Below are 18,381 nucleotides of genomic sequence, written 5' to 3'. Positions count from 1 at the left end.
ATGATTATAAAAAGCTCGCAAAGGCGTTTCACTTAGCAATGCTCGCATTCTTAGCTGAACGAAGTGCCTCTGCGATCGTAAAATAAAGCAAGTAATCAGTAAACTTGCGACCGTAGCGTTTTATACTCTCGTTTGTATTTAATGAACTTCAATAACTTCCAGCCTCCCTCTTCCACATCGCTTCTTATTAGATAATTACAACAAGATTAATTGTATTGGGTTTTTAACGCAAAAGAACGCAAAGAATTTTCAAGCTTATGACTATAAAAGGCTCGTAATGGCGTTTCACTCAGCAATGATCGCATTCTTAGTTGAACGAAGTGCCTCTGCGAACGAAAAATAAAACATATAATCAGTAAACTTGCGACCGTAGCGTTTTATACACTCGTTTGTATTTAATGAACTTTAATAACTTCCAGCCTCCCTCTTCCAGCTTCCTCTCTAAAAAACAAACTGATAACAAATGTTATCGTCCGGCTGATACCTCCCATATTAATTTTGTATAAAAATTTACAACAATGAAAGCAGCAGTCGTATTTGAAAAAGGAAGCAATCCTCAATATGCAGATTTCACAGAACCTGTAATCACGCAGGAAAATGAAGTTCTGGTCACCGTAAAAGCAGCATCTATCAAGAATCTTGACAGAGCCAGAGCCAGCGGAAGCCATTACTCAACTGAGAATGAGGCGCATCAGCCTACCATTATCGGTTCAGATGGAGTAGGTTATCTGGAAGACGGAAGTAAAGTTTATTTTTTCAGTAAAAAAGGAACTGTTGCTGAAAAAGCAGTAGCAGACAAAAAAATGATGGTTCCTGTTCCCGAAGCACTGGATTTCTCTATAGCAGCAGCGTTGCCCAATGCAGTTATGGGATCTGCGATGGCCCTGAAGTTTAAGGCAGGAATACATCCTGGAAGCATCGTTCTGATCAATGGTGCAACCGGAATTACAGGAAGAATAGCTGTTCAGATTGCCAAAATATATGGTGCTCAAAAAATTATAGTTACCGGAAGAAACGAAGAATCCCTTCAGACCCTGCTGGAGCTGGGAGCAGATGAAGCTGTTTCTCTACAGTCAAATGATGAAGATTTCAAACAAAAAATCAGAGATATTCATAGCCGAACTCCCATTGATATTGTTCTGGATTATATATGGGGACATTCTGTAGAAATGATCCTGTCAGCTTTCAAAGGAGACGGAACATTTTCCCATAGAACAAAGCTGATCACAGTGGGTGGAATGAGTGGAGATACCATTCAATTGTCGTCACAGATTCTCAGAGGCACAGATATTCAGATCTCAGGATCAGGATTGGGAAGCTGGACCAAGGAAGAATCTGCTCTGCTGTTTACGGAAATCATTCCCGAAATGTTTCAGGCCGCTACAGAAGGAAAAATAAAAATAGAAACAGAAGATATTGATCTTAAAAATATCGAAGCCGGCTGGAGTGCCGGGATACAAAGCGGAAAACGTCTGGTGGTAAGGATTTAACCATAATTTTTCTTTTTTTATCCACAATCCTTTTATCGGTTTTCTTTTTTTACTATTTTTATAATAGAAATTTATGAAATGGAAAATTCAAAAAAAAGTTGCAACTTTGCATAAATATTTGAATATCAGTTTCAGATGTATTATTAATTAATAAGTTTGCCGAGGTTTGTAAGTAAATTCAGACATCGGGCCGACAAAGAGGACACTATTGGAAGAGTATTTTGGAAATGAACTTGTAAAGAAGTTCGAAGAAATGATGGAAAACAATGATGAATTCTACTTCGATACCGAGGAGTTGGAAGATATTATTGTTTATTATTTGGAGCTTGGTGATTTTAATTACGCCGATATGGCGGTTAGTTATGGGCTGAAGCTTCATCCTAATTCATTAGATATCAAGATTAAAAAACTTGAAATTCTTTTGGAGTGGGAAGAGTATAATACGGCGAAAGATCTTATCAATGAGCTGAAAGGTTCTTCTATGGAGAATACAGACTTTTTGGTTTGCTATGCCAAGTATTATTCGAGTCTAGGAAATCCCAGAAAATCCATTGAAATCTGTAAAAAAGCTTTGACATTAGAGGAAGAAGAAAACTTTCTCCACAACTTTATTGCGGATGAATATGTGAATCTCGGAGATCCTTTTAACGCTCTTAAACATTACAGAAAGGCACTGAAAGAAGATCCGGCAGATGAATATTCGCTGGAAAACTGTATGGTGTGTTTCAGTGATCTGAATAAGAGTGAGGAGGCTATAGCCTTTCTTAATGAATATTTAGATGAATTCCCTTATTCGGAAACCGCCTGGTTTGAATACGGACAGTTCTACTTCAACAGAAAGAATTATGATGAAGCCATAAAAGGATATGACTATTTATTGGCGATCAATTCAAATTCAGTAGGGGTATATGCCAATAAAGCAGCTTGCTATGAAGCTCAGGGACAATATCAGAAAGCGATAGAAACCTATGAGGAAATGCTTGAGCTGGAATATACCAAAGCATTTACTTTTTATAAGATCGGGTTGTGCAATAAAGCATTGAAACAGCCTATCCTGGCTTTGAATGCATTTCAGAAATCATTGAGAGAAGACCCTCAGTTTTATCTTGCCATGATGGAGCAATCCTATCTGTATGAAGAAATGGGAGGGATGTCTGAAGCTTTGCATTATGCCAAAGAAGCCACCCAGCTGAATGAAAACAATCTTGACTATCAGAAAAGACTGGCATTTCTGTTTATTGATTCAGGGAAATTTGAAGAAAGCCTTTCCTGTCTTAAAAAGCTGGTGGATGCTGAACCTTCAAGGTTTTACAACTGGTATGCCTATTCCGAAGTCTTGATGTTGGTAGGAGAGTATGAAGAAGCAGTAACCGTTTTGAATCTGGCCATTAAAAAGCATCACAGAGCAGAACTGTTTTATCAGTTAAGCAATTGCTTTTTCAATCTGAAAGACCAGGATAAAGGAATGGATGCACTTCAGAAAGCATTAGATCTTGATCCTTCATTGGCAAAGGATATGCAGAAAAAATATCCGTTCATCAAAGATGAAGTGAAAAAAGTGAAAGCGAGTAAAGTGAAGAAAAAGAGCTAGAAAAGTTCTTCAATAAGATAGAAAGTCTGCAGAAATGCAGGCTTTTTTTATGGATGAAAATTTCGTTTTCCTATTTATTTTTGGGTTGTGCCCTTAAAAAGATAAGACCGGCAATGATAATTCCCGCACCTAAAAACTGCATATACGTAAGCTTTTCACCATCAATGATTCCCCAGATAATAGCCACTATAGGCATTACCAAAGTCACTGTAGAAGCAAAAAGAGGAGTCGAAACTTTCAATAAACGATAATTCATCATCATGGCCAGCCCGGTTCCGAATATAGATAAAAGGCTCACGAATAGGAGTCCCAGCATATTATCCTTTGAAAAACTGAATTCTGAGAAGAACCCGGTGCTCGTCAATGCAATAATAGAAGGGAAAAATAATACAAAAGAGAAGACAAAAGCAGATAAAACAGTGGAAGAAACTTCCATAAGCTTCGATTTTACGGTAGTGGTACTCAAAGCATAGCATATGGTTGCCAATAAGAGCAAAAGGATTGGTATAATTTTAAATTCACCGCTGTCACTCCCTCCGAATGCAAGAATACAAACTCCTGTGAAGCTTATTAAGGTTCCTATGAGCTGTTTTTTGGTGGTTTCGAATTTCCAGACCAGAGCGCCGACAATAATGACGAAAATAGGCATCATTGAGTTGATGATTCCCGCAATACTGCTGCTGACCTCCGTTTCTGCAATCGGAAACAGAAACATCGGAATAAAATTTCCTGTAAAAGCAGCCAGAATTAACCATTTCAGATGCTTTTTGGGGAAAAGTTTATAATTGGTAATGGCAATCGGAAGCAGAATAATTCCTGCAATAAGAACCCTTAAAGATCCTACCTGAAACGGATTAAAATGTTCCAGCGATTTTTTGATTAGAATAAATGAAGACCCCCAAATAATACTCAGGATCACCATAAGAACCCATTTCTCTTTATCTGCGTTCATTATTTTCGTGTAAGATTTTTAAAAACTCTCTTTTAGGAATCATTTTGGCGCCTAAGCTTTCGAGATGATCGGTATGAGATTGGCAGTCAATCAATTCAAGATTGTTTTTGTTGCTTTCAACAAAGTGAATAAACCCAGCTTTGGAAGCATTGCTCACTTTGGCAAACATGCTTTCGCCGCAGAAAATATTGCCAATCTGTAAACCATAGAAGCCTCCGACCAGTTCATCATCCTGCCATACTTCAATACTTCTGGCGAGGCCATATTCATGAAGCCTGATAAAGGTATTCATGAGTTCATCAGACAGCCAGGTTCCTGTCTGGCCTTTTCTCTCAGTTTGCTGGCAGTTTTTGATCACTTCCCTGAAGTTCCGGTTCTCTGAAAAAGTAAAAACATTTCTGTTCAGAATCTTTCGCATCGATTTTGAAACTTTTATTTCTTCAGGAATCAAAACAAATCTTGGATCCGGGCACCACCACAGGATTTCTTCTCCAGGATTATACCATGGAAAAATACCCAGCTGGTAGGCAAACCAGATACGCTCTATAGACAGGTCACCGCCAAAAGCAATAACACCCTCATGACCATCATACACTTCCGGGTCGGGAAATGAGATCTCGTTTTCGTCTAATCGGACCATTTTTAGAAAAAAAATCCCACTTCAAAAAGCAGGATTTATATTAGATCTTTATTCTTTAATTAAAAAGGTAAATCGTCGTCATCATCTCCGGCAAACGGATTCTCGTTAGAAACTGGAGAAGCTGACTGCTGAGGCATTGCCTGAGTAGGTTCAGAAGCCATGTCAGATACTTTCTCTACTCTCCATCCTGTAATAGAGTTGAAATATTTTGTCTCACCTTGAGGAGAAACCCATTCTCTACCTCTGATGTTGATTCCTACCTTTACGTTTTCACCTTCTTTAAGGTTATCTAACAAACTGATCTTATCAGATAAAAATTCTATGTTTATCGGCTGTGGATACTGTTCCTGGGTCAAAATAACCATTTCTCTTTTTTGAAACCCGCTCGCAAATGTTTGAGCATCAAAAAGTTTCTTTACCGTTCCTTGTAATTCCATATCGTAAATATTAACGATGTAAAAGTAAGAAAATGAAATGTAATAATAGGTGCCGGGAAAAAAAAATGTGGAAATTTTAATTTTTTTTCAGGAAAAGTTTGGAGGTAAAGGAAAATGTCCTATATTTGCACTCACAAAAACGAAGCAAGCTCTTTAAAACTTACAATATAAAAAAACCAGCGGATGTGGTGTAATTGGTAGCCACGCCAGACTTAGGATCTGGTGCCGTGAGGCGTGGGGGTTCGAGTCCCTTCATCCGCACTATGCGAAAATAGCTCAGCTGGTAGAGCACAACCTTGCCAAGGTTGGGGTCGCGGGTTCGAATCCCGTTTTTCGCTCCACACCATGCCCTGGTGGTGGAACTGGTAGACACGCAGGACTTAAAATCCTGTGCCTCTTTTGGCGTGCGGGTTCAAGTCCCGCCCGGGGTACAAGACCCTCTGTAATATCTTACGGAGGGTTTTTTGTTTTTATAGAGACTGTGATCTTTAAATATTAAATAAAAATCTTATATTTGTAAGAAATATAGCTGAATTTGTGAAAAACAAATCAGCAAAAACCAGCGGATGTGGTGTAATTGGTAGCCACGCCAGACTTAGGATCTGGTGCCGTGAGGCGTGGGGGTTCGAGTCCCTTCATCCGCACTATGCGAAAAGGCTCTTCAGAGTCGTTATAAGAAGGTTGGAACTCCTGGTTCGAATCTTTTTTTTTCGCTCCACACCATGCCCTGGTGGTGGAACTGGTAGACACGCAGGACTTAAAATCCTGTACCTCTTTTGGTGTGCGGGTTCAAGTCCCGCCCGGGGTACAAAGCCTTCTGTAATCAATTACAGAAGGCTTTTTTGTTTTCAGATTAAAAATACTATATAGCTACATCACTTTTTAATACAATATTTCTCTTTAATCTCCTTAATTCTGAGGGCTTTTTCTCAATCATCTTTATCATAATGATTACAGCATTGTAAGGAGTCTAAATAGCCTGAAATAGGATACACATTTTTATTGATTCATCAGTATCATTCTTTTTTTGTCAGGGTTTTTGTCAGTTCTGTCACGCAAAAACAAAATAATTTTACCATGCCATATTAAGCTAGATACCGTTTAACAATAAAAAACAACTTATGAATTTAACCAATGACCAAGAAGTTTTACAATCCGTTGTAAAAAAAGCATGGAAAGATCCTGTGTTCAAAAGCAGCCTGATCAGGAATCCGGTGGCTACCATGGAAGATTTTTTAGGACATTCTATTAAATTACCAACAGGAAAGAATCTGGCATTTGTCGACCAAACTGACTCTTCCACTATTTTTGTAAATATTCCGGCAGAACTTGATATGGAAGACATGGAGCTTAGCGAAGATCAGCTGGATATTGTTTCAGGAGGAACAGGTGAGAGCCCGCCCATCCTGATAAAACCCGTCAATTCTGGTGACGATATCTTTGGTAAAGGCTAGATGGTGAAATTTTCAGAATCGTATATAGTTCCTGATCTCAAGAATTATATGCGATTTTTTATTTAAGAATATGGCTTTAAACGGTGTCTGCTGATAGGTTAATAAGCGAGTGGCTGTCTAATAGTATAAAGAACTTCTGCTATGATGAATTATAAATATATTTTGTTTTTATGTTTTTTATTGATTGGAAATAAGACTGAAATACGTTCTCAGACCCATACTAAGGAAGAGAGCTCTTCTTATGTTACTAAAAACAGTGCAGACAGTCTCTTAAATATTGGTATAAAACAACAGGAGTCCGGAAATTTTGCGGAGTCTGTGATCTATTTTAACAAAAGTCTTACCGGCTATTATCAGCATAAAGACTTTAAAAAAGCTGGAGACTGCTACAGTTATCTGGCTATTTCTTATTCATTACAGGGAGATTATACCCAATCGCTTTCTTATTTTGAAAAAAGTATCTCGGAATACAGGAAAGTAGGCTATAAGTTAGGAATATCGTCGGTAACGAACAATATGGGCGGGACTTACTACTATTTGGGTAATCTGCCTAAAGCGCTTAGCTGCTATCAAAAGGTATTAGACATACAAAAAGAGATCAAAGATCCCAAGACGATTGCAATTACGACCCAAAATATTGGAGGGATATATTCTAAATTAGAAGATTATAAAAATGCTTTACTGTATTATAGGAAAGCCTATAGCGTATACGTAAAGCTTAATGATGTAAAAGCCATTGCTCAGAATCTGAATTCTACAGGATCCATACAGGTGAAAATGAAAGATTTTGATACCGCTAATACCAATCTTAGCAAAGCGCTTCAAATCGCTAATGAAGAGAATGATAAACAGATCAAAATAGAAGTTCTGAATAATTTAGGAACTCTTTTCTATGAACAAAAAGACTATCCTAAGGCTTTGGGCTATTTTAATAATACACTGCTTTTGGCAAAAGAGATGAATAGCCAGCAATACATCGGTGATTCTCAAATTTCAATAGGTAATATTTATACAGAGCAGGGAAAAAGCAAAGAAGCCGTAAAAAAATGTACTGAAGGCTTGACGATTGCGCAAAAAATAGGATCTCTCTCTTTAAAGAAAGATGCCTGTGATTGTCTGTATCAGTCTTATAAAGCGCTTGGTGACCCTAAGAATGCACTTATTTACTACGAAAAATCAAATATTTTTGAAGACAGTCTGAATTCCAAAGAGACTTCCAACAGGATGATGAATATGGAGTTTCAAAAGCAGCAGCTTACGGATAGTATCGCTTATGTGAAGAGAGAACATACGATTCAGATAAAACATAAGGAAGAGGTACAGAAACAGGAAAAGCAGAGAAATATCTTTATTGTTTCCCTTGGTTTTATCCTTGTGGTCGCCGGTGGTTTATGGAACAGGCTCAATTTTGTCAGAAAATCCAGAGCAGCTTTAAAAATTGAAAAGGACAGATCTGAAGAACTTTTACTCAATATCCTTCCAGAAGAAATTGCTGAAGAATTAAAGCAGAAAGGGAGCGTTAATGCCCGGGATTTCAGTTTGGTATCTATTCTGTTTACCGATTTTAAATCTTTCACTCAAACCGCAGAAAGAATGTCGCCACAAAGTCTGGTGGAAGAGATTAATATTTGTTTTAAAGCTTTTGACCTGATTTCTGAAAAATACAAAATAGAAAAAATAAAGACAATAGGTGACTCTTATATGGCTGCCGGAGGAATTCCGAAACCTGATCAGGATTCATTGAGAAATATTGTTCTGGCCGGATTAGAAATGCAGGCGTTTATGGCAAATAGGAAGAATGAAAATCAGGAAACAGATAAACCAGCTTTTGAAATGCGCTTAGGAATTCATGCCGGGCCTATTGTTGCCGGGATTGTCGGGGTCAAAAAGTTCCAGTATGATGTTTGGGGAGATACTGTAAATACGGCAAGCAGGATAGAAAGTAACGGCATGGTGGGGAAAGTAAATATCAGTGAGTCTCTATATCAGCTTATCAAGGATGAAGGCTGCTTTAGCTTTGAATACAGAGGAAATATCCAGGCGAAAGGAAAAGGAGAGCTTAAGATGTATTTCGTAGAAGCAACTTTGTAAAAAATAATAAAGGAAATTTTATTGTTGGCAATTTTGAAGTAAAAATTGGCCATTTTATATAAAAACCACCTTCTATCTTTACCATATTGAAAATGAAAATAATCAAGAGCAGAAGAGATTAGTGATGATGAGAAAGAAAAATCAGATTGACAGTTTTGAAGTAGAAATTGGCCAATTTATATAAAAGTCTCCTCATATCTTTACTTTATTGAAAATCAAAATTCTCAAAAACAGAAAAAACAATATATAAAGTAGAAAAAGTGATGATTGGCAATTTTGAAGTAAAAATTGGCCATTTTATATAAAAATCACCATCTATCTTTACCATATTGAAAATGTAAATTACTAAAAGCAGAATAGCAGATAGTAGTTGGAAAAGGAAAAATAAGATTGGCGGTTTTGAAGTAAAAATTGGCTAATCTATGCAGAAAAGGCATTTTACCTTTAGATCATACAAAACAGAAGTGTTATGGAAGATAAAAAAGAACAAATTATACAAACGGTTATTTCTAAAGCTTGGGAGGATACGGAATTTAGAAAAGAATTATTGACAAATCCTGTAGAGGCCATAGAAAGATTAACCGGAGTAGAAGTGATCATACCAGAAGGAAAAGAGTTGGTAATCGTCGATCAAACAGACAAATCCAAAGTATATGTAAATATTCCTTCGGAGCCTGAAATTGACAATATAGAACTTACAGAAGAGCAATTGGAAGCTATAGCAGGAGGAGGGCAGATGATGTGGAAGGATTTAGCAGAGTCAATGTTCCCGGCATTAAGAGATTGTATAAAAATATAAATATAAAGCAATGGAATTTACACAAGAACAAAAATTATACGCAGAAATCGTGCGAAAAGCATGGGATGACGCTGAATTTAAAAAAGAATTGGTAGCAAACCCTGTAGGGGCTATTGAGAAACTAACAGGAAAAAAAATAAACCTACCAGAAGGGAAAACCTTAGTAGTGAGAGATCAGACTGATGATTCTACTGTTTATATCAATATTCCTGCGATACCTCAAATGGACGGAGAGCTAAGTGAGGAGCAGCTAGAAGTAGTTGCGGGTGGAGCTTCTATTAAAGAGGTTTTAAGCTACTTCATTCCTTTGGTTCCTGTTATATACTAATGACCAGAGAAAATATCCGATATAAAAAATACTATTAACATTATAAAATTTTTAATAACATGGAATTTACACAAGAACAAAAATTGTACGCAGAAGTTGTACGTAAAGCATGGGATGATGCTGAATTTAAAAAAGAATTAATTGCCAATCCTTTACAGGCAATCGAAAACTTAACAGGTAAGAAAATACAACTTCCTGAAGGGAAAACTTTAGTAGTAAGAGATCAAATGGATGATTCTACTGTTTATATTAACATCCCTGCTGCTCCAGAAGTAGATGCTGAATTGAGCGAAGAGCAACTGGAAGCTGTAGCAGGAGGTTGTCAGTGGGGTGATTCCGGAATGGGAACAGGATCAGGATTAGGATGGCCACCACCAATCATTAAAGATATCCTTGTTATTTCTACACATTAATATAAAAGCATAGCATACAATGATTACACAAGAACAACAAAAACAGGGAGCAGAGTTGATGAAGACTCTGATTGGGAAAGCATGGGAAAGTGCAGCTTTTAAAGATCAATTGGTGAAAAATCCAGCGGCAGCTATTGAGTCTGTTACAGGAAGCAAAGCACCAGAGAACACTAAATATGTAGTGGAAGATCAAACAGACAAGAATATTATATATTTTAATATACCAAGAAAATTAAATTTGGATAACTTAGAGCTTACTGACGAACAACTTGAGGTTGTTGCTGGAGGGGAAGTTCTTGCAACAGCTGCCGCGTTAGCAACCATAGGTGCATTTGGTATTGCTGTTGGATATGCACTTGGTCATCAAAAATAAAAACTATGAAAATTACACAAGAACAACAAAAACAAGGAGCAGAATTAATGAACACGCTTGTGCAAAAAGCATGGGAAAGCGCTGCTTTTAAAGATCAATTGGTGAAAAATCCAGCGGAGACTATTGAGTCTATCACAGGAAATAAGGTGCCAGAGAACACTAAGTTTGTAGTGGAAGATCAAACAGATAAGAATATTATATATTTAAATATACCAAGAAAATTAGAGTTTGATAACTTGGAATTAACTGACGAACAGCTTGAAATTGTTTCTGGAGGAGAAATCGGGTTAACTGTAGCAGGGGTTGCTGTTTTCTTAGTAGGTGTATATATAGGATACAATCAGAAGTAAATTTATATAAAACCTGTTCAGAAAGATTACTCTGAACAGGTTTATTATGAATTAAATAAACTATTTTTGGATATTTAAAAACGTTTAAATTTTAAGTCATGAAACAGTATAATTTATATTTATTATTAGGGATGCTTATTGTTAATTGTTCAATTTTTTTTATTCCAAAAGAGCATTATAATTTAAGAGCTGGAGCTGCATTTATTGGAGTTTTGTTTGTCATTATGTTTTTTTATTACAGAAAAAAAACTAACACATAAAACGATGAAGTTAATTTTATAGCCATGATTAATAAATTAATAGAATTAGAATTGTTTTCAGAGCTAATAAAACCTATTAGTGTTGAAAGTTTTGAAGCTAATAATTGGGAGAACCAAGTATTACATATCCAAAGAAATGATCCGGATTTTTATTCAGAATTATTTTCAGTTAAAGATTTAGATTATTTGTTAGCATATACTCGCCCTAAAGGAAAGGATATAAGGGTCGTAAAAAGCCAACAGCCAATGAGCCCAACCGTTTATGAAAACCAAGATGGGAGTTTAAATCTTAATCAATTATATGCGGCTTATGCAGATGGGCATACGGTAGTGATAAACGAAATTCAAAGGTTTTGGGATCCTATCAAAAAATTAGTGGAAAGTGTTCGTCAATATATGGGGCATCACGTGGTTGCCAATCTATATTTGACTCCAGAAAACGAAAAAGCATTATCACCACATTATGATACCCATGATGTTTTTGCTTTACAGATTTCTGGAGAAAAACATTGGATTTTATATGATGATACTTATTATAAAACTCCACTAATGCATAGCTTCCAACCTATTTTTCAAAGAGAGCAGCTGACTGGAGCAAAACAAATAACTTTAAGAGCAGGAGATTTATTATATATGCCAAGAGGTGTTCCTCATGAAGCTTATACTACGGATCAATCATCTATGCATATTACCTTTGGTGTACATTCCACACAATGGCTTGATTTTATTTCAAAGGCATTGGTTCAATTAAGCCAAAAACATATAGAGCTTCGCCAAGCACTTCCTATTGGATATTTGAATTCAAATGGAAAAGAATTGCTATCTTCTGAGGCGGAAGCAAGCTTAATGAATATTTTGCTGACAATTTTTGAAAAAGAAAATGTAAAAGGAGCAAAGGACCTTTTATCAGAAGAATTTAGAAATCAGGAACAACCAAAACCTGATGGACATTTTTCAAGCCTTGATCAACTAAATCACGTCGACTTAGATACTATTGTTTCAATAAGAGACGGGGTACAGTCTAAGGTTATTAATCATGCCACCGGAGCACGAATACTGTTCCAGGGGAATACAATAAAAGGACCATCACAACTTGCGGATACTTTGGAATATATTTCTCAACAAAAAGATTCATTTACGGTTAAAGAAATACCATATGTGAATGAGGATAATAAAATAAAACTGGCAAAACGCCTTATAAGAGGGGGACTTCTTAAGATTATTTCATAATATCTTCATATCCATTTCAATAATATATAAAATAGAACAATTTTTAATATTGTTCTATTTTTATTTAAACTAAAAGCAATGGTTAAGAATAAAAATATCAATTTGTTTAATATTCATAATTCCGGTTTTCTTTGTCTGAAGAAACTACCCGAGAAATATGAAGATACAGTAAATGAAATTTTATTAGATTCATTTGAAAAAGTAATTGTAGAAAGCTTTGAGAATTTTAAAAAAGAATATGGGGCAACTTCATTTTTATTATTCAAGAACAAGCTAATGGATACAAACTGGGAGTATATTTACAATCAATATCCAGCATTGAAAAAAATATTAGAAGGAAATGCATATAAATATTATAAGCACCTATCTTTTATTGCTGAAAAGTTTTCTAAAGACTTTTGTGGAAATGAAATTTTTTTTGGAGACTGTCAAAATGAAATAATAAATATCAATTTTGGAGCAGGAGATTTTCATAACGGCCATTCAACATCAATATTAGACTTAAAAGATAACAATAAAATTGTTTTTAAGCCAACAAATGGACAAATTACAGAAAGCTTCCATTTATTCTTGGATTGGCTTAATAATTTTTATTCAATAGGTCAATACAAGTATAATATTTTAAATAGGCATACTTACCATTGGTTAGAATTCATAGACTTTCAGGATTGTGAAAATCAAGACGATCTGAATCTTTACTACGAAAGAGTAGGCTTTCTTCTTTGCATTGTTTATCTACTAAATGGGTCTGATTTCCATCATGAGAATCTTATTGTAAGCCAAAATTCTCCATTATTAATTGACCATGAAACGATTATCCAGCCTAGAATGAATAAGACTTTTGAAACCTTTTTTAAATCTTTTAGGAATGGTTATGAAGATTCTGTAATACAATCTATGCTCCTTCCTAATCATGAGAGAACTGCAGCAAATATGCAGCTTGGGGCTTGTGGAATAGGTTATCATAGGCAAAAAGAAATTCAGATGGTAAGGGAAAAATCTGTAAATAAATATTCAGATGATTGGAAAATAAGTACAGAATTTATCACTTTGAATCTTCAAAAAGAGAATATTCCTAAACTAAATGGAGAAGCAATGTATCCCTACGAGTACTTGAAGGAAATATTAGTAGGCTTTGAACAATGCTATTATTTATTATTGAATAATAAAAGTTTTCTATTATCTAACCCAAGGTCACCTATAAAAGAGTTTAATAATTTAAAATCCCGTTTTATTTGGAGGCCTACCAATATATATTCAAGAATTTTAGAACTTATGAAACTTCCTCAGAACCTAAAGGATGAAAAGCAATATGAAGAAAAAATAAAAAAATATCTATCTGTAGCATTTAAAAATGTACCAGATGACTCAGAATTGCTATTCATTTTAGAACATGAATTTGCACAAATGATAAAAGGAGATATTCCATTTTTTGAAATTAATTCTTCTTCCAGAGATCTGGTTACGGATTTTGGGGTCATTACAGATTTTTTTGAATGTAGCGCGGTAGAAAATATCCAAAGAAAATTGGAAAAAATATCCTTTGAAGATCTGAAGACTCAAAAAATATTAATTGAAAAAAGTATATTAAACTAATTTAATTAAAAAAAATCAGAATATATATAAAGGAGAAGCTCTTTCCGATGAATATAAATAAAAGGATCCATATCATGGTCCTGATAATTAGATGTTTATTTTTAGTATTGCTGATCTAAAAGAAGGTTAAACGGATTTATAATGAATATATATTAATATTAAATTTTTATTTGAAATTTTTATAATGTTCATTATAGCCTATATTTACAAAAGAAATTTAGTTGTTCTAGCTTGGACTAAAATAAGCGGTAAAGATTATGAGCGAAAAATGTTTAAATTGTAATAGCGTAACTGAAAATAGTTTTTGTTCTATTTGTGGACAGAAAACTTCTACTCACCGTTTTTCTATGAAACATTTCATATTGCATGATTTTATACATGGAGTATTTCATTTAGATAAAGGTTTCCTTTTTACAATAAAAGAACTTTTTACAAGGCCTGGAGATAGTATTAGAGAATATATACAAGGCAAAAGAGTAAAACATTTTAATTATTTTACATTATTACTCATTATCATTGCTGTGATTCACTTTATAAGTGGATACGCAAAAGTGAAGTCTATTGATTTATACCAGGATAAAAAAGTATATGAAGGATTTGCCAAGATCGTAAAAGAATATGCCAAATTGATTGTTCTCTCATGGGTTCCGTTTTATGCTGTGGCCAGCTATTTTATTTTCAAAAAAAGTAAACAAAACTACTCTGAAAATGTGGTACAGACAATGTATATGATGGCGGGAATTCTTATGATTGAACTTGTCTTTTCTATTGCTCCAGTATTTTGTTCAAATGTTATTATTTTACAATATCTGAATGTACTTCTGATCATCCTAAAAATCAGTTATTACCTATGGTTTTATTATCAATATTTTTCTGGTTTTAGTTATAACAAGGGTAATCTTATTATCAGATGTATCATAATGGTTGGAATGATTTTGATGATTACCGGGGTAATGCATACAATTGTGAATAAAGTCGGCTTAATGGATTTTCATTAGCCCGTTTTCTTCAAAAAATATACTGTAGGATACTCTTGAAATCAGATACTTCTACATTTCTAATAACTTCGTTAAATAGATTTTAAATCAGTTTATTATTCGTAGCATAGGCAATCGCTTCAGTAATACTGCTAACCTCTAATTTTTCAAATAGTTTTCTTCTGTGAAATTTCACTGTATCCGGAGAAACAAATATGGCTTCTGCGATGTCATTAATAGTAAAGCCTCTTGCACAAAGTTGTAGAATTTCCTGCTCTCTTTTAGATAGAACAGCCTTTTTTTCCGTTTCCCAGACATCTCTGTCGAGTCTGTAGTGATAGACTTTATTTTCTCCACTCTTGTATATTTTTATATTTCCGGCTTCTCTTTCTGAAGAAAGGGAAATGATGCATATGGCTTTCCATATTTTTCCATCCTTATTCAAAAATAAAGGGGTTAGCTTTTGATTCACCAGGATTTTTTTATCCTCTTTATTGGTAATATGAAAGTCATAAGAAATTGTATAATCAAGTCTGTTTTCTAAAGAAATTTTATCATAAAACTCAAATCCAATAGAGTTGATTTTTAGTAACAGTTCCAGGTCTGCTTTCGGGACATATTTAAAATAGAAAATATAGCCCATCTCTAATACCTGTTCTGGAGTATTACCGCAGAGAAACAAAGGGTTGTCTGAAACATATTCAAACCCTTGCTTCATATAATCAATTACATAAATACTGGTATAGGTAGCTCTTGCAAAAGCTTTAATGGATTCTAAGTAGCTAAATTGCTGTTCTTTTTCCTCGTCTGTTACCTTATCAATAGTATTCCTATGATTGAAAAAGGAGTTCGTTTCATTCGTGTCCATTTTTATCAGTTTTATACAAAAGTAAAATAAAATTGATAATGACGGTTCTTTTTGTCAGGAAAATTGTGTCTTTTTCGTATAAAAACATTGGAAATAATCAAATGTTTTAAATAAATCTGGCTGTTTGTTTTCAAAAAATGAATAGCTACACTTTTGTGTGGTTGTTCATGCCTGTGTGAAATACTACAATTTGGTGTAGTGAAATTGACATTTATGCCAAGTAGATTTGTTAAAAACATAACCCTTATGAGAATCACACAAAGTTATTTAGACCAACTGGAGTTGGAGCAGCTGACAGAGCTGGCCAAATTTGTAGTAGAAGAAAACTTCAGCCATCATTCTGAGAATTGCATCCCCGAAGTAGAACTTCAACATGGTGTAAATGAGATATATAACGAAGAGCTGAGCTATTTCAGGAATTCTGAAATTTTTATGGTAAAAGATTCGGCTGGAAATATTCAAGGTTCTATACGCATCATTAAATGGGACTATAAAACAAAACTTCCCATTCAAAAACTTTTTAACATCAATCCTCTGGATATTGGCCGCTCTCAGAACGTATCCTCAATATGGCATATTGGAAGATTTGCAACCAATAAAACCAACCAGGACCGCACATTGTTTAAAAAACTAATGATCTGTGCTCTTACTCCTATTTGTAAAGATGAAAATAGCGTTGCTTTTGCAGAATGTGACAGTAAACTTTTAAGAGTCATGAATATGATGGGGATAAAAGCAGAGGTGATAGGTGATTCTATTAATTATTTAGGCTCAGAAACAATTCCGGTATCCATGAACTATGAAGGACTCAGAGGTTTTTATGACGCTAACAGATATTTGGTGAGCTAAAATTCCCAACCATAATCATTAAAAAAACAACTAAACCAATCCCACTAAGATGAATACAGCAAGAAACATAGACTGGAGCTCTCCAGACATTTTGGAGCAGATCATTCAAAACATCAAACATCCATTGGAGAATATCATCTCTGTAAGCAAGAGTACAACATTGCATCATAAAGAAAAAAAAGATGAGATTATATTTTCCAGCAGCAAAGAAATCAGTGATATTATTGAAGAAATAATGCTGAAAACAAAATCTAAAGCATTGAACTTAACGTTTCGAAGCCGCCCGGAAATTTTTGAAATATATGAGTCCAACGAAAATGTACGAGAGCTGTGTGCTAACGAAATAAATCCCCAAAAGATTGCAAAAATTGATCAGGATTGGCTGATTAATCTAGAAAAAGAAATTTATGGTTCACTTAATCAGAATGAGCTCAGCCTTTATGAGCTTTCCTATAAAATGGCAGTCAGCGAAAGACAGCTGCACAGAAAAGTAGGAAGTCTGGTTCATCTGACCCCCAACAAATATATAAGAATATTGAGGCTACACAAGGCAAAGCAGATGATAGACAATTATATACAGAAGTCTATTTCACAGATCGCTTATGCAGTAGGTTATAATGATGTGCACTATTTCTCAAGATTATTCGCAGATCAATATAATATTAGCCCAAAAGAACTAATCAACTCTTTGGAATAATAGATATAAAATAAAAATATGAACTTAACAGAAGAACAAAAGAAAGGACAGGAAGTATTCTTTAGAATTATCTCTGAAGCATGGGAAAATGAAGACTTTAAACAGGATCTGCTTAAAAACCCGGAAGAAGCTTTAGAAAAATTCTTTGGAAAAAAGCCCCCTATTGACAAAAAGATCAGAGTTACTGATCAGTCTGACCCGGAATATCTGTACATCAACATTCCTGTAAAACCACAGAAAGAGAATAGAGAGGCAGATACCCAATCAAATGAAGCTGCCGGAAGAAATGGTAAAAGGAGACAAGGCATGACGGATTATAAAGGAATATATAATTCCCTACAAAGCGTAAAGAAATAAATGAAACGTCAGGTATCGCAGTTTTTTTGGCGTAATCATCAACGAAAAACAAAATATTTTAGCATAACCTTATTAAAAGAATCTATATTATGAAAAGAGTACTTTTTTTCTTAGGTCAATTAAATGACAGAGATGTAGAATGGATGATCCATAACGGAAATAAACTGGAATTGCCGGTAGGATATACCCTTATCAACAAAGGCGAGTCTGTAGACAGCTTATTTATCGTTCTATCGGGTCAGTTATCTGTATTTTCAGATAGTAGCAACAGAGACAGCATTGCTAAACTTGAAGCAGGAGAGATTGTAGGAGAGATGTCTTTCCTGGAATCAAGACCACCGTCTGTTTCAGTAGTAGTAACAGGGCCGTCGGTTGTTTATCAGATTTCCCGTGATACCATAAGCACAAGAATGGCAGAAAATCCGGAATTCAGATCAAATTTCTATTACGCTTTAGCCTTATTCCTTTCCAACAGGTTGAGAAAAACAACCGATCAGTTAGGATACGGTAATCCGGAAGAGGAAGATCTTATAGACACAAATGTTCTGGATGGTGTTGCTCAGGCAGGATCTCGTTTCGGACAGATACTGCACAGATTTTCAGAAGTTTAATTTAAAATTAATTCATCT

General features: G+C 34.9%; 20 protein-coding genes and 5 tRNA genes. 21 read left to right on the top strand and 4 right to left on the bottom strand.

Features of this window, described 5'->3' with window-relative positions:
* The first annotated feature begins 518 nt into the window (after window positions 1-518).
* Window positions 519-1,490: a quinone oxidoreductase family protein gene (locus AC106K_RS21040; protein WP_482447403.1), complete on the top strand. Its 972-nt coding sequence runs from the start codon at window positions 519-521 to the stop codon at window positions 1,488-1,490.
* 208 nt (window positions 1,491-1,698) lie between these two features.
* Window positions 1,699-3,081: a tetratricopeptide repeat protein gene (locus AC106K_RS21035; protein WP_047095150.1), complete on the top strand. Its 1,383-nt coding sequence runs from the start codon at window positions 1,699-1,701 to the stop codon at window positions 3,079-3,081.
* 70 nt (window positions 3,082-3,151) lie between these two features.
* Here AC106K_RS21035 and AC106K_RS21030 read toward each other — a convergent pair whose 3' ends face one another.
* The 3 genes from AC106K_RS21030 to AC106K_RS21020 are packed head-to-tail and all read right to left on the bottom strand — an operon-like array spanning window position 3,152 to window position 5,110.
* Window positions 3,152-4,033, bottom strand: coding sequence for a DMT family transporter (locus AC106K_RS21030; RefSeq protein ID WP_482447402.1), 882 nt, complete (start codon window positions 4,031-4,033; stop codon window positions 3,152-3,154).
* Window positions 4,020-4,673, bottom strand: coding sequence for a leucyl/phenylalanyl-tRNA--protein transferase (gene aat, locus AC106K_RS21025; RefSeq protein ID WP_482447401.1), 654 nt, complete (start codon window positions 4,671-4,673; stop codon window positions 4,020-4,022). Before aat ends, AC106K_RS21030 begins: the two co-directional genes overlap by 14 nt.
* A gap of 59 nt (window positions 4,674-4,732) precedes the next feature.
* Entirely contained in the window at window positions 4,733-5,110 is a 378-nt protein-coding gene (locus AC106K_RS21020) for a DUF3127 domain-containing protein (RefSeq protein WP_047096443.1), read from the bottom strand.
* A gap of 179 nt (window positions 5,111-5,289) precedes the next feature.
* Between AC106K_RS21020 and AC106K_RS21015 the strand changes: the two genes are divergently transcribed.
* The 15 genes from AC106K_RS21015 (at window position 5,290) to AC106K_RS20945 (ending at window position 15,002) form a co-directional block, all read left to right on the top strand.
* Window positions 5,290-5,371: transfer RNA gene (locus AC106K_RS21015), tRNA-Leu, on the top strand.
* A gap of 4 nt (window positions 5,372-5,375) precedes the next feature.
* A tRNA-Gly gene (locus AC106K_RS21010) sits at window positions 5,376-5,451 on the top strand.
* 6 nt (window positions 5,452-5,457) lie between these two features.
* Window positions 5,458-5,541 (top strand) — tRNA-Leu (locus AC106K_RS21005).
* A 131-nt stretch (window positions 5,542-5,672) separates the two neighbouring features.
* Window positions 5,673-5,754: transfer RNA gene (locus tag AC106K_RS21000), tRNA-Leu, on the top strand.
* Window positions 5,755-5,834: 80 nt separating this feature from the next.
* Window positions 5,835-5,918: transfer RNA gene (locus tag AC106K_RS20995), tRNA-Leu, on the top strand.
* 313 nt (window positions 5,919-6,231) lie between these two features.
* Complete coding sequence (locus AC106K_RS20990) at window positions 6,232-6,564, top strand: hypothetical protein (RefSeq protein ID WP_047098012.1); 333 nt, start codon at window positions 6,232-6,234, stop codon at window positions 6,562-6,564.
* Between the two features lie 141 nt (window positions 6,565-6,705).
* Window positions 6,706-8,655 (top strand): adenylate/guanylate cyclase domain-containing protein, encoded by a 1,950-nt coding sequence (locus tag AC106K_RS20985; protein ID WP_482447400.1) that lies wholly within the window; start codon window positions 6,706-6,708, stop codon window positions 8,653-8,655.
* 469 nt (window positions 8,656-9,124) lie between these two features.
* The gene (locus AC106K_RS20980) at window positions 9,125-9,454 is read left to right on the top strand and encodes an NHLP leader peptide family RiPP precursor (RefSeq protein ID WP_482447399.1); all 330 of its coding nucleotides are present in this window, start codon (window positions 9,125-9,127) and stop codon (window positions 9,452-9,454) included.
* 10 nt (window positions 9,455-9,464) lie between these two features.
* Window positions 9,465-9,782, top strand: a complete 318-nt coding sequence (locus AC106K_RS20975; protein ID WP_482447397.1) for an NHLP leader peptide family RiPP precursor — start codon at window positions 9,465-9,467, stop codon at window positions 9,780-9,782.
* Between the two features lie 59 nt (window positions 9,783-9,841).
* On the top strand, window positions 9,842-10,195 hold the full coding sequence (locus tag AC106K_RS20970; protein WP_482447396.1) for an NHLP leader peptide family RiPP precursor: 354 nt from the start codon (window positions 9,842-9,844) through the stop codon (window positions 10,193-10,195).
* A 19-nt stretch (window positions 10,196-10,214) separates the two neighbouring features.
* Window positions 10,215-10,568: an NHLP leader peptide family RiPP precursor gene (locus tag AC106K_RS20965; protein ID WP_482447394.1), complete on the top strand. Its 354-nt coding sequence runs from the start codon at window positions 10,215-10,217 to the stop codon at window positions 10,566-10,568.
* A 5-nt stretch (window positions 10,569-10,573) separates the two neighbouring features.
* A complete protein-coding gene (locus AC106K_RS20960; RefSeq protein ID WP_482447392.1) occupies window positions 10,574-10,918 on the top strand; it encodes an NHLP leader peptide family RiPP precursor in 345 nt (114 codons plus the stop codon).
* A gap of 284 nt (window positions 10,919-11,202) precedes the next feature.
* Entirely contained in the window at window positions 11,203-12,408 is a 1,206-nt protein-coding gene (locus AC106K_RS20955) for a cupin domain-containing protein (RefSeq protein WP_482447391.1), read from the top strand.
* 78 nt (window positions 12,409-12,486) lie between these two features.
* Window positions 12,487-14,004, top strand: a complete 1,518-nt coding sequence (lanM, locus tag AC106K_RS20950) for a type 2 lanthipeptide synthetase LanM (protein ID WP_482447390.1) — start codon at window positions 12,487-12,489, stop codon at window positions 14,002-14,004.
* Window positions 14,005-14,351: 347 nt separating this feature from the next.
* A complete protein-coding gene (locus tag AC106K_RS20945) occupies window positions 14,352-15,002 on the top strand; it encodes a DUF3667 domain-containing protein (protein ID WP_482447389.1) in 651 nt (216 codons plus the stop codon).
* An 82-nt stretch (window positions 15,003-15,084) separates the two neighbouring features.
* Here AC106K_RS20945 and AC106K_RS20940 read toward each other — a convergent pair whose 3' ends face one another.
* Window positions 15,085-15,849: a response regulator transcription factor gene (locus AC106K_RS20940; RefSeq protein WP_482447387.1), complete on the bottom strand. Its 765-nt coding sequence runs from the start codon at window positions 15,847-15,849 to the stop codon at window positions 15,085-15,087.
* A 246-nt stretch (window positions 15,850-16,095) separates the two neighbouring features.
* Between AC106K_RS20940 and AC106K_RS20935 the strand changes: the two genes are divergently transcribed.
* The 4 genes from AC106K_RS20935 (at window position 16,096) to AC106K_RS20920 (ending at window position 18,363) form a co-directional block, all read left to right on the top strand.
* Entirely contained in the window at window positions 16,096-16,698 is a 603-nt protein-coding gene (locus AC106K_RS20935; RefSeq protein ID WP_482447386.1) for a hypothetical protein, read from the top strand.
* Window positions 16,699-16,747: 49 nt separating this feature from the next.
* A complete protein-coding gene (locus AC106K_RS20930) occupies window positions 16,748-17,395 on the top strand; it encodes a helix-turn-helix transcriptional regulator (RefSeq protein ID WP_482447385.1) in 648 nt (215 codons plus the stop codon).
* An 18-nt stretch (window positions 17,396-17,413) separates the two neighbouring features.
* Window positions 17,414-17,752, top strand: coding sequence for a hypothetical protein (locus AC106K_RS20925; RefSeq protein WP_482447384.1), 339 nt, complete (start codon window positions 17,414-17,416; stop codon window positions 17,750-17,752).
* An 89-nt stretch (window positions 17,753-17,841) separates the two neighbouring features.
* Window positions 17,842-18,363, top strand: coding sequence for a cyclic nucleotide-binding domain-containing protein (locus tag AC106K_RS20920; RefSeq protein ID WP_047099522.1), 522 nt, complete (start codon window positions 17,842-17,844; stop codon window positions 18,361-18,363).
* Window positions 18,364-18,381: the final 18 nt, after the last annotated feature.

This window comes from Chryseobacterium sp. FR048 (assembly GCF_056844665.1).
The sequence above is the reverse complement of the archived record's forward strand: the minus strand, read 5'-3'. Positions and strand labels throughout refer to the sequence as shown.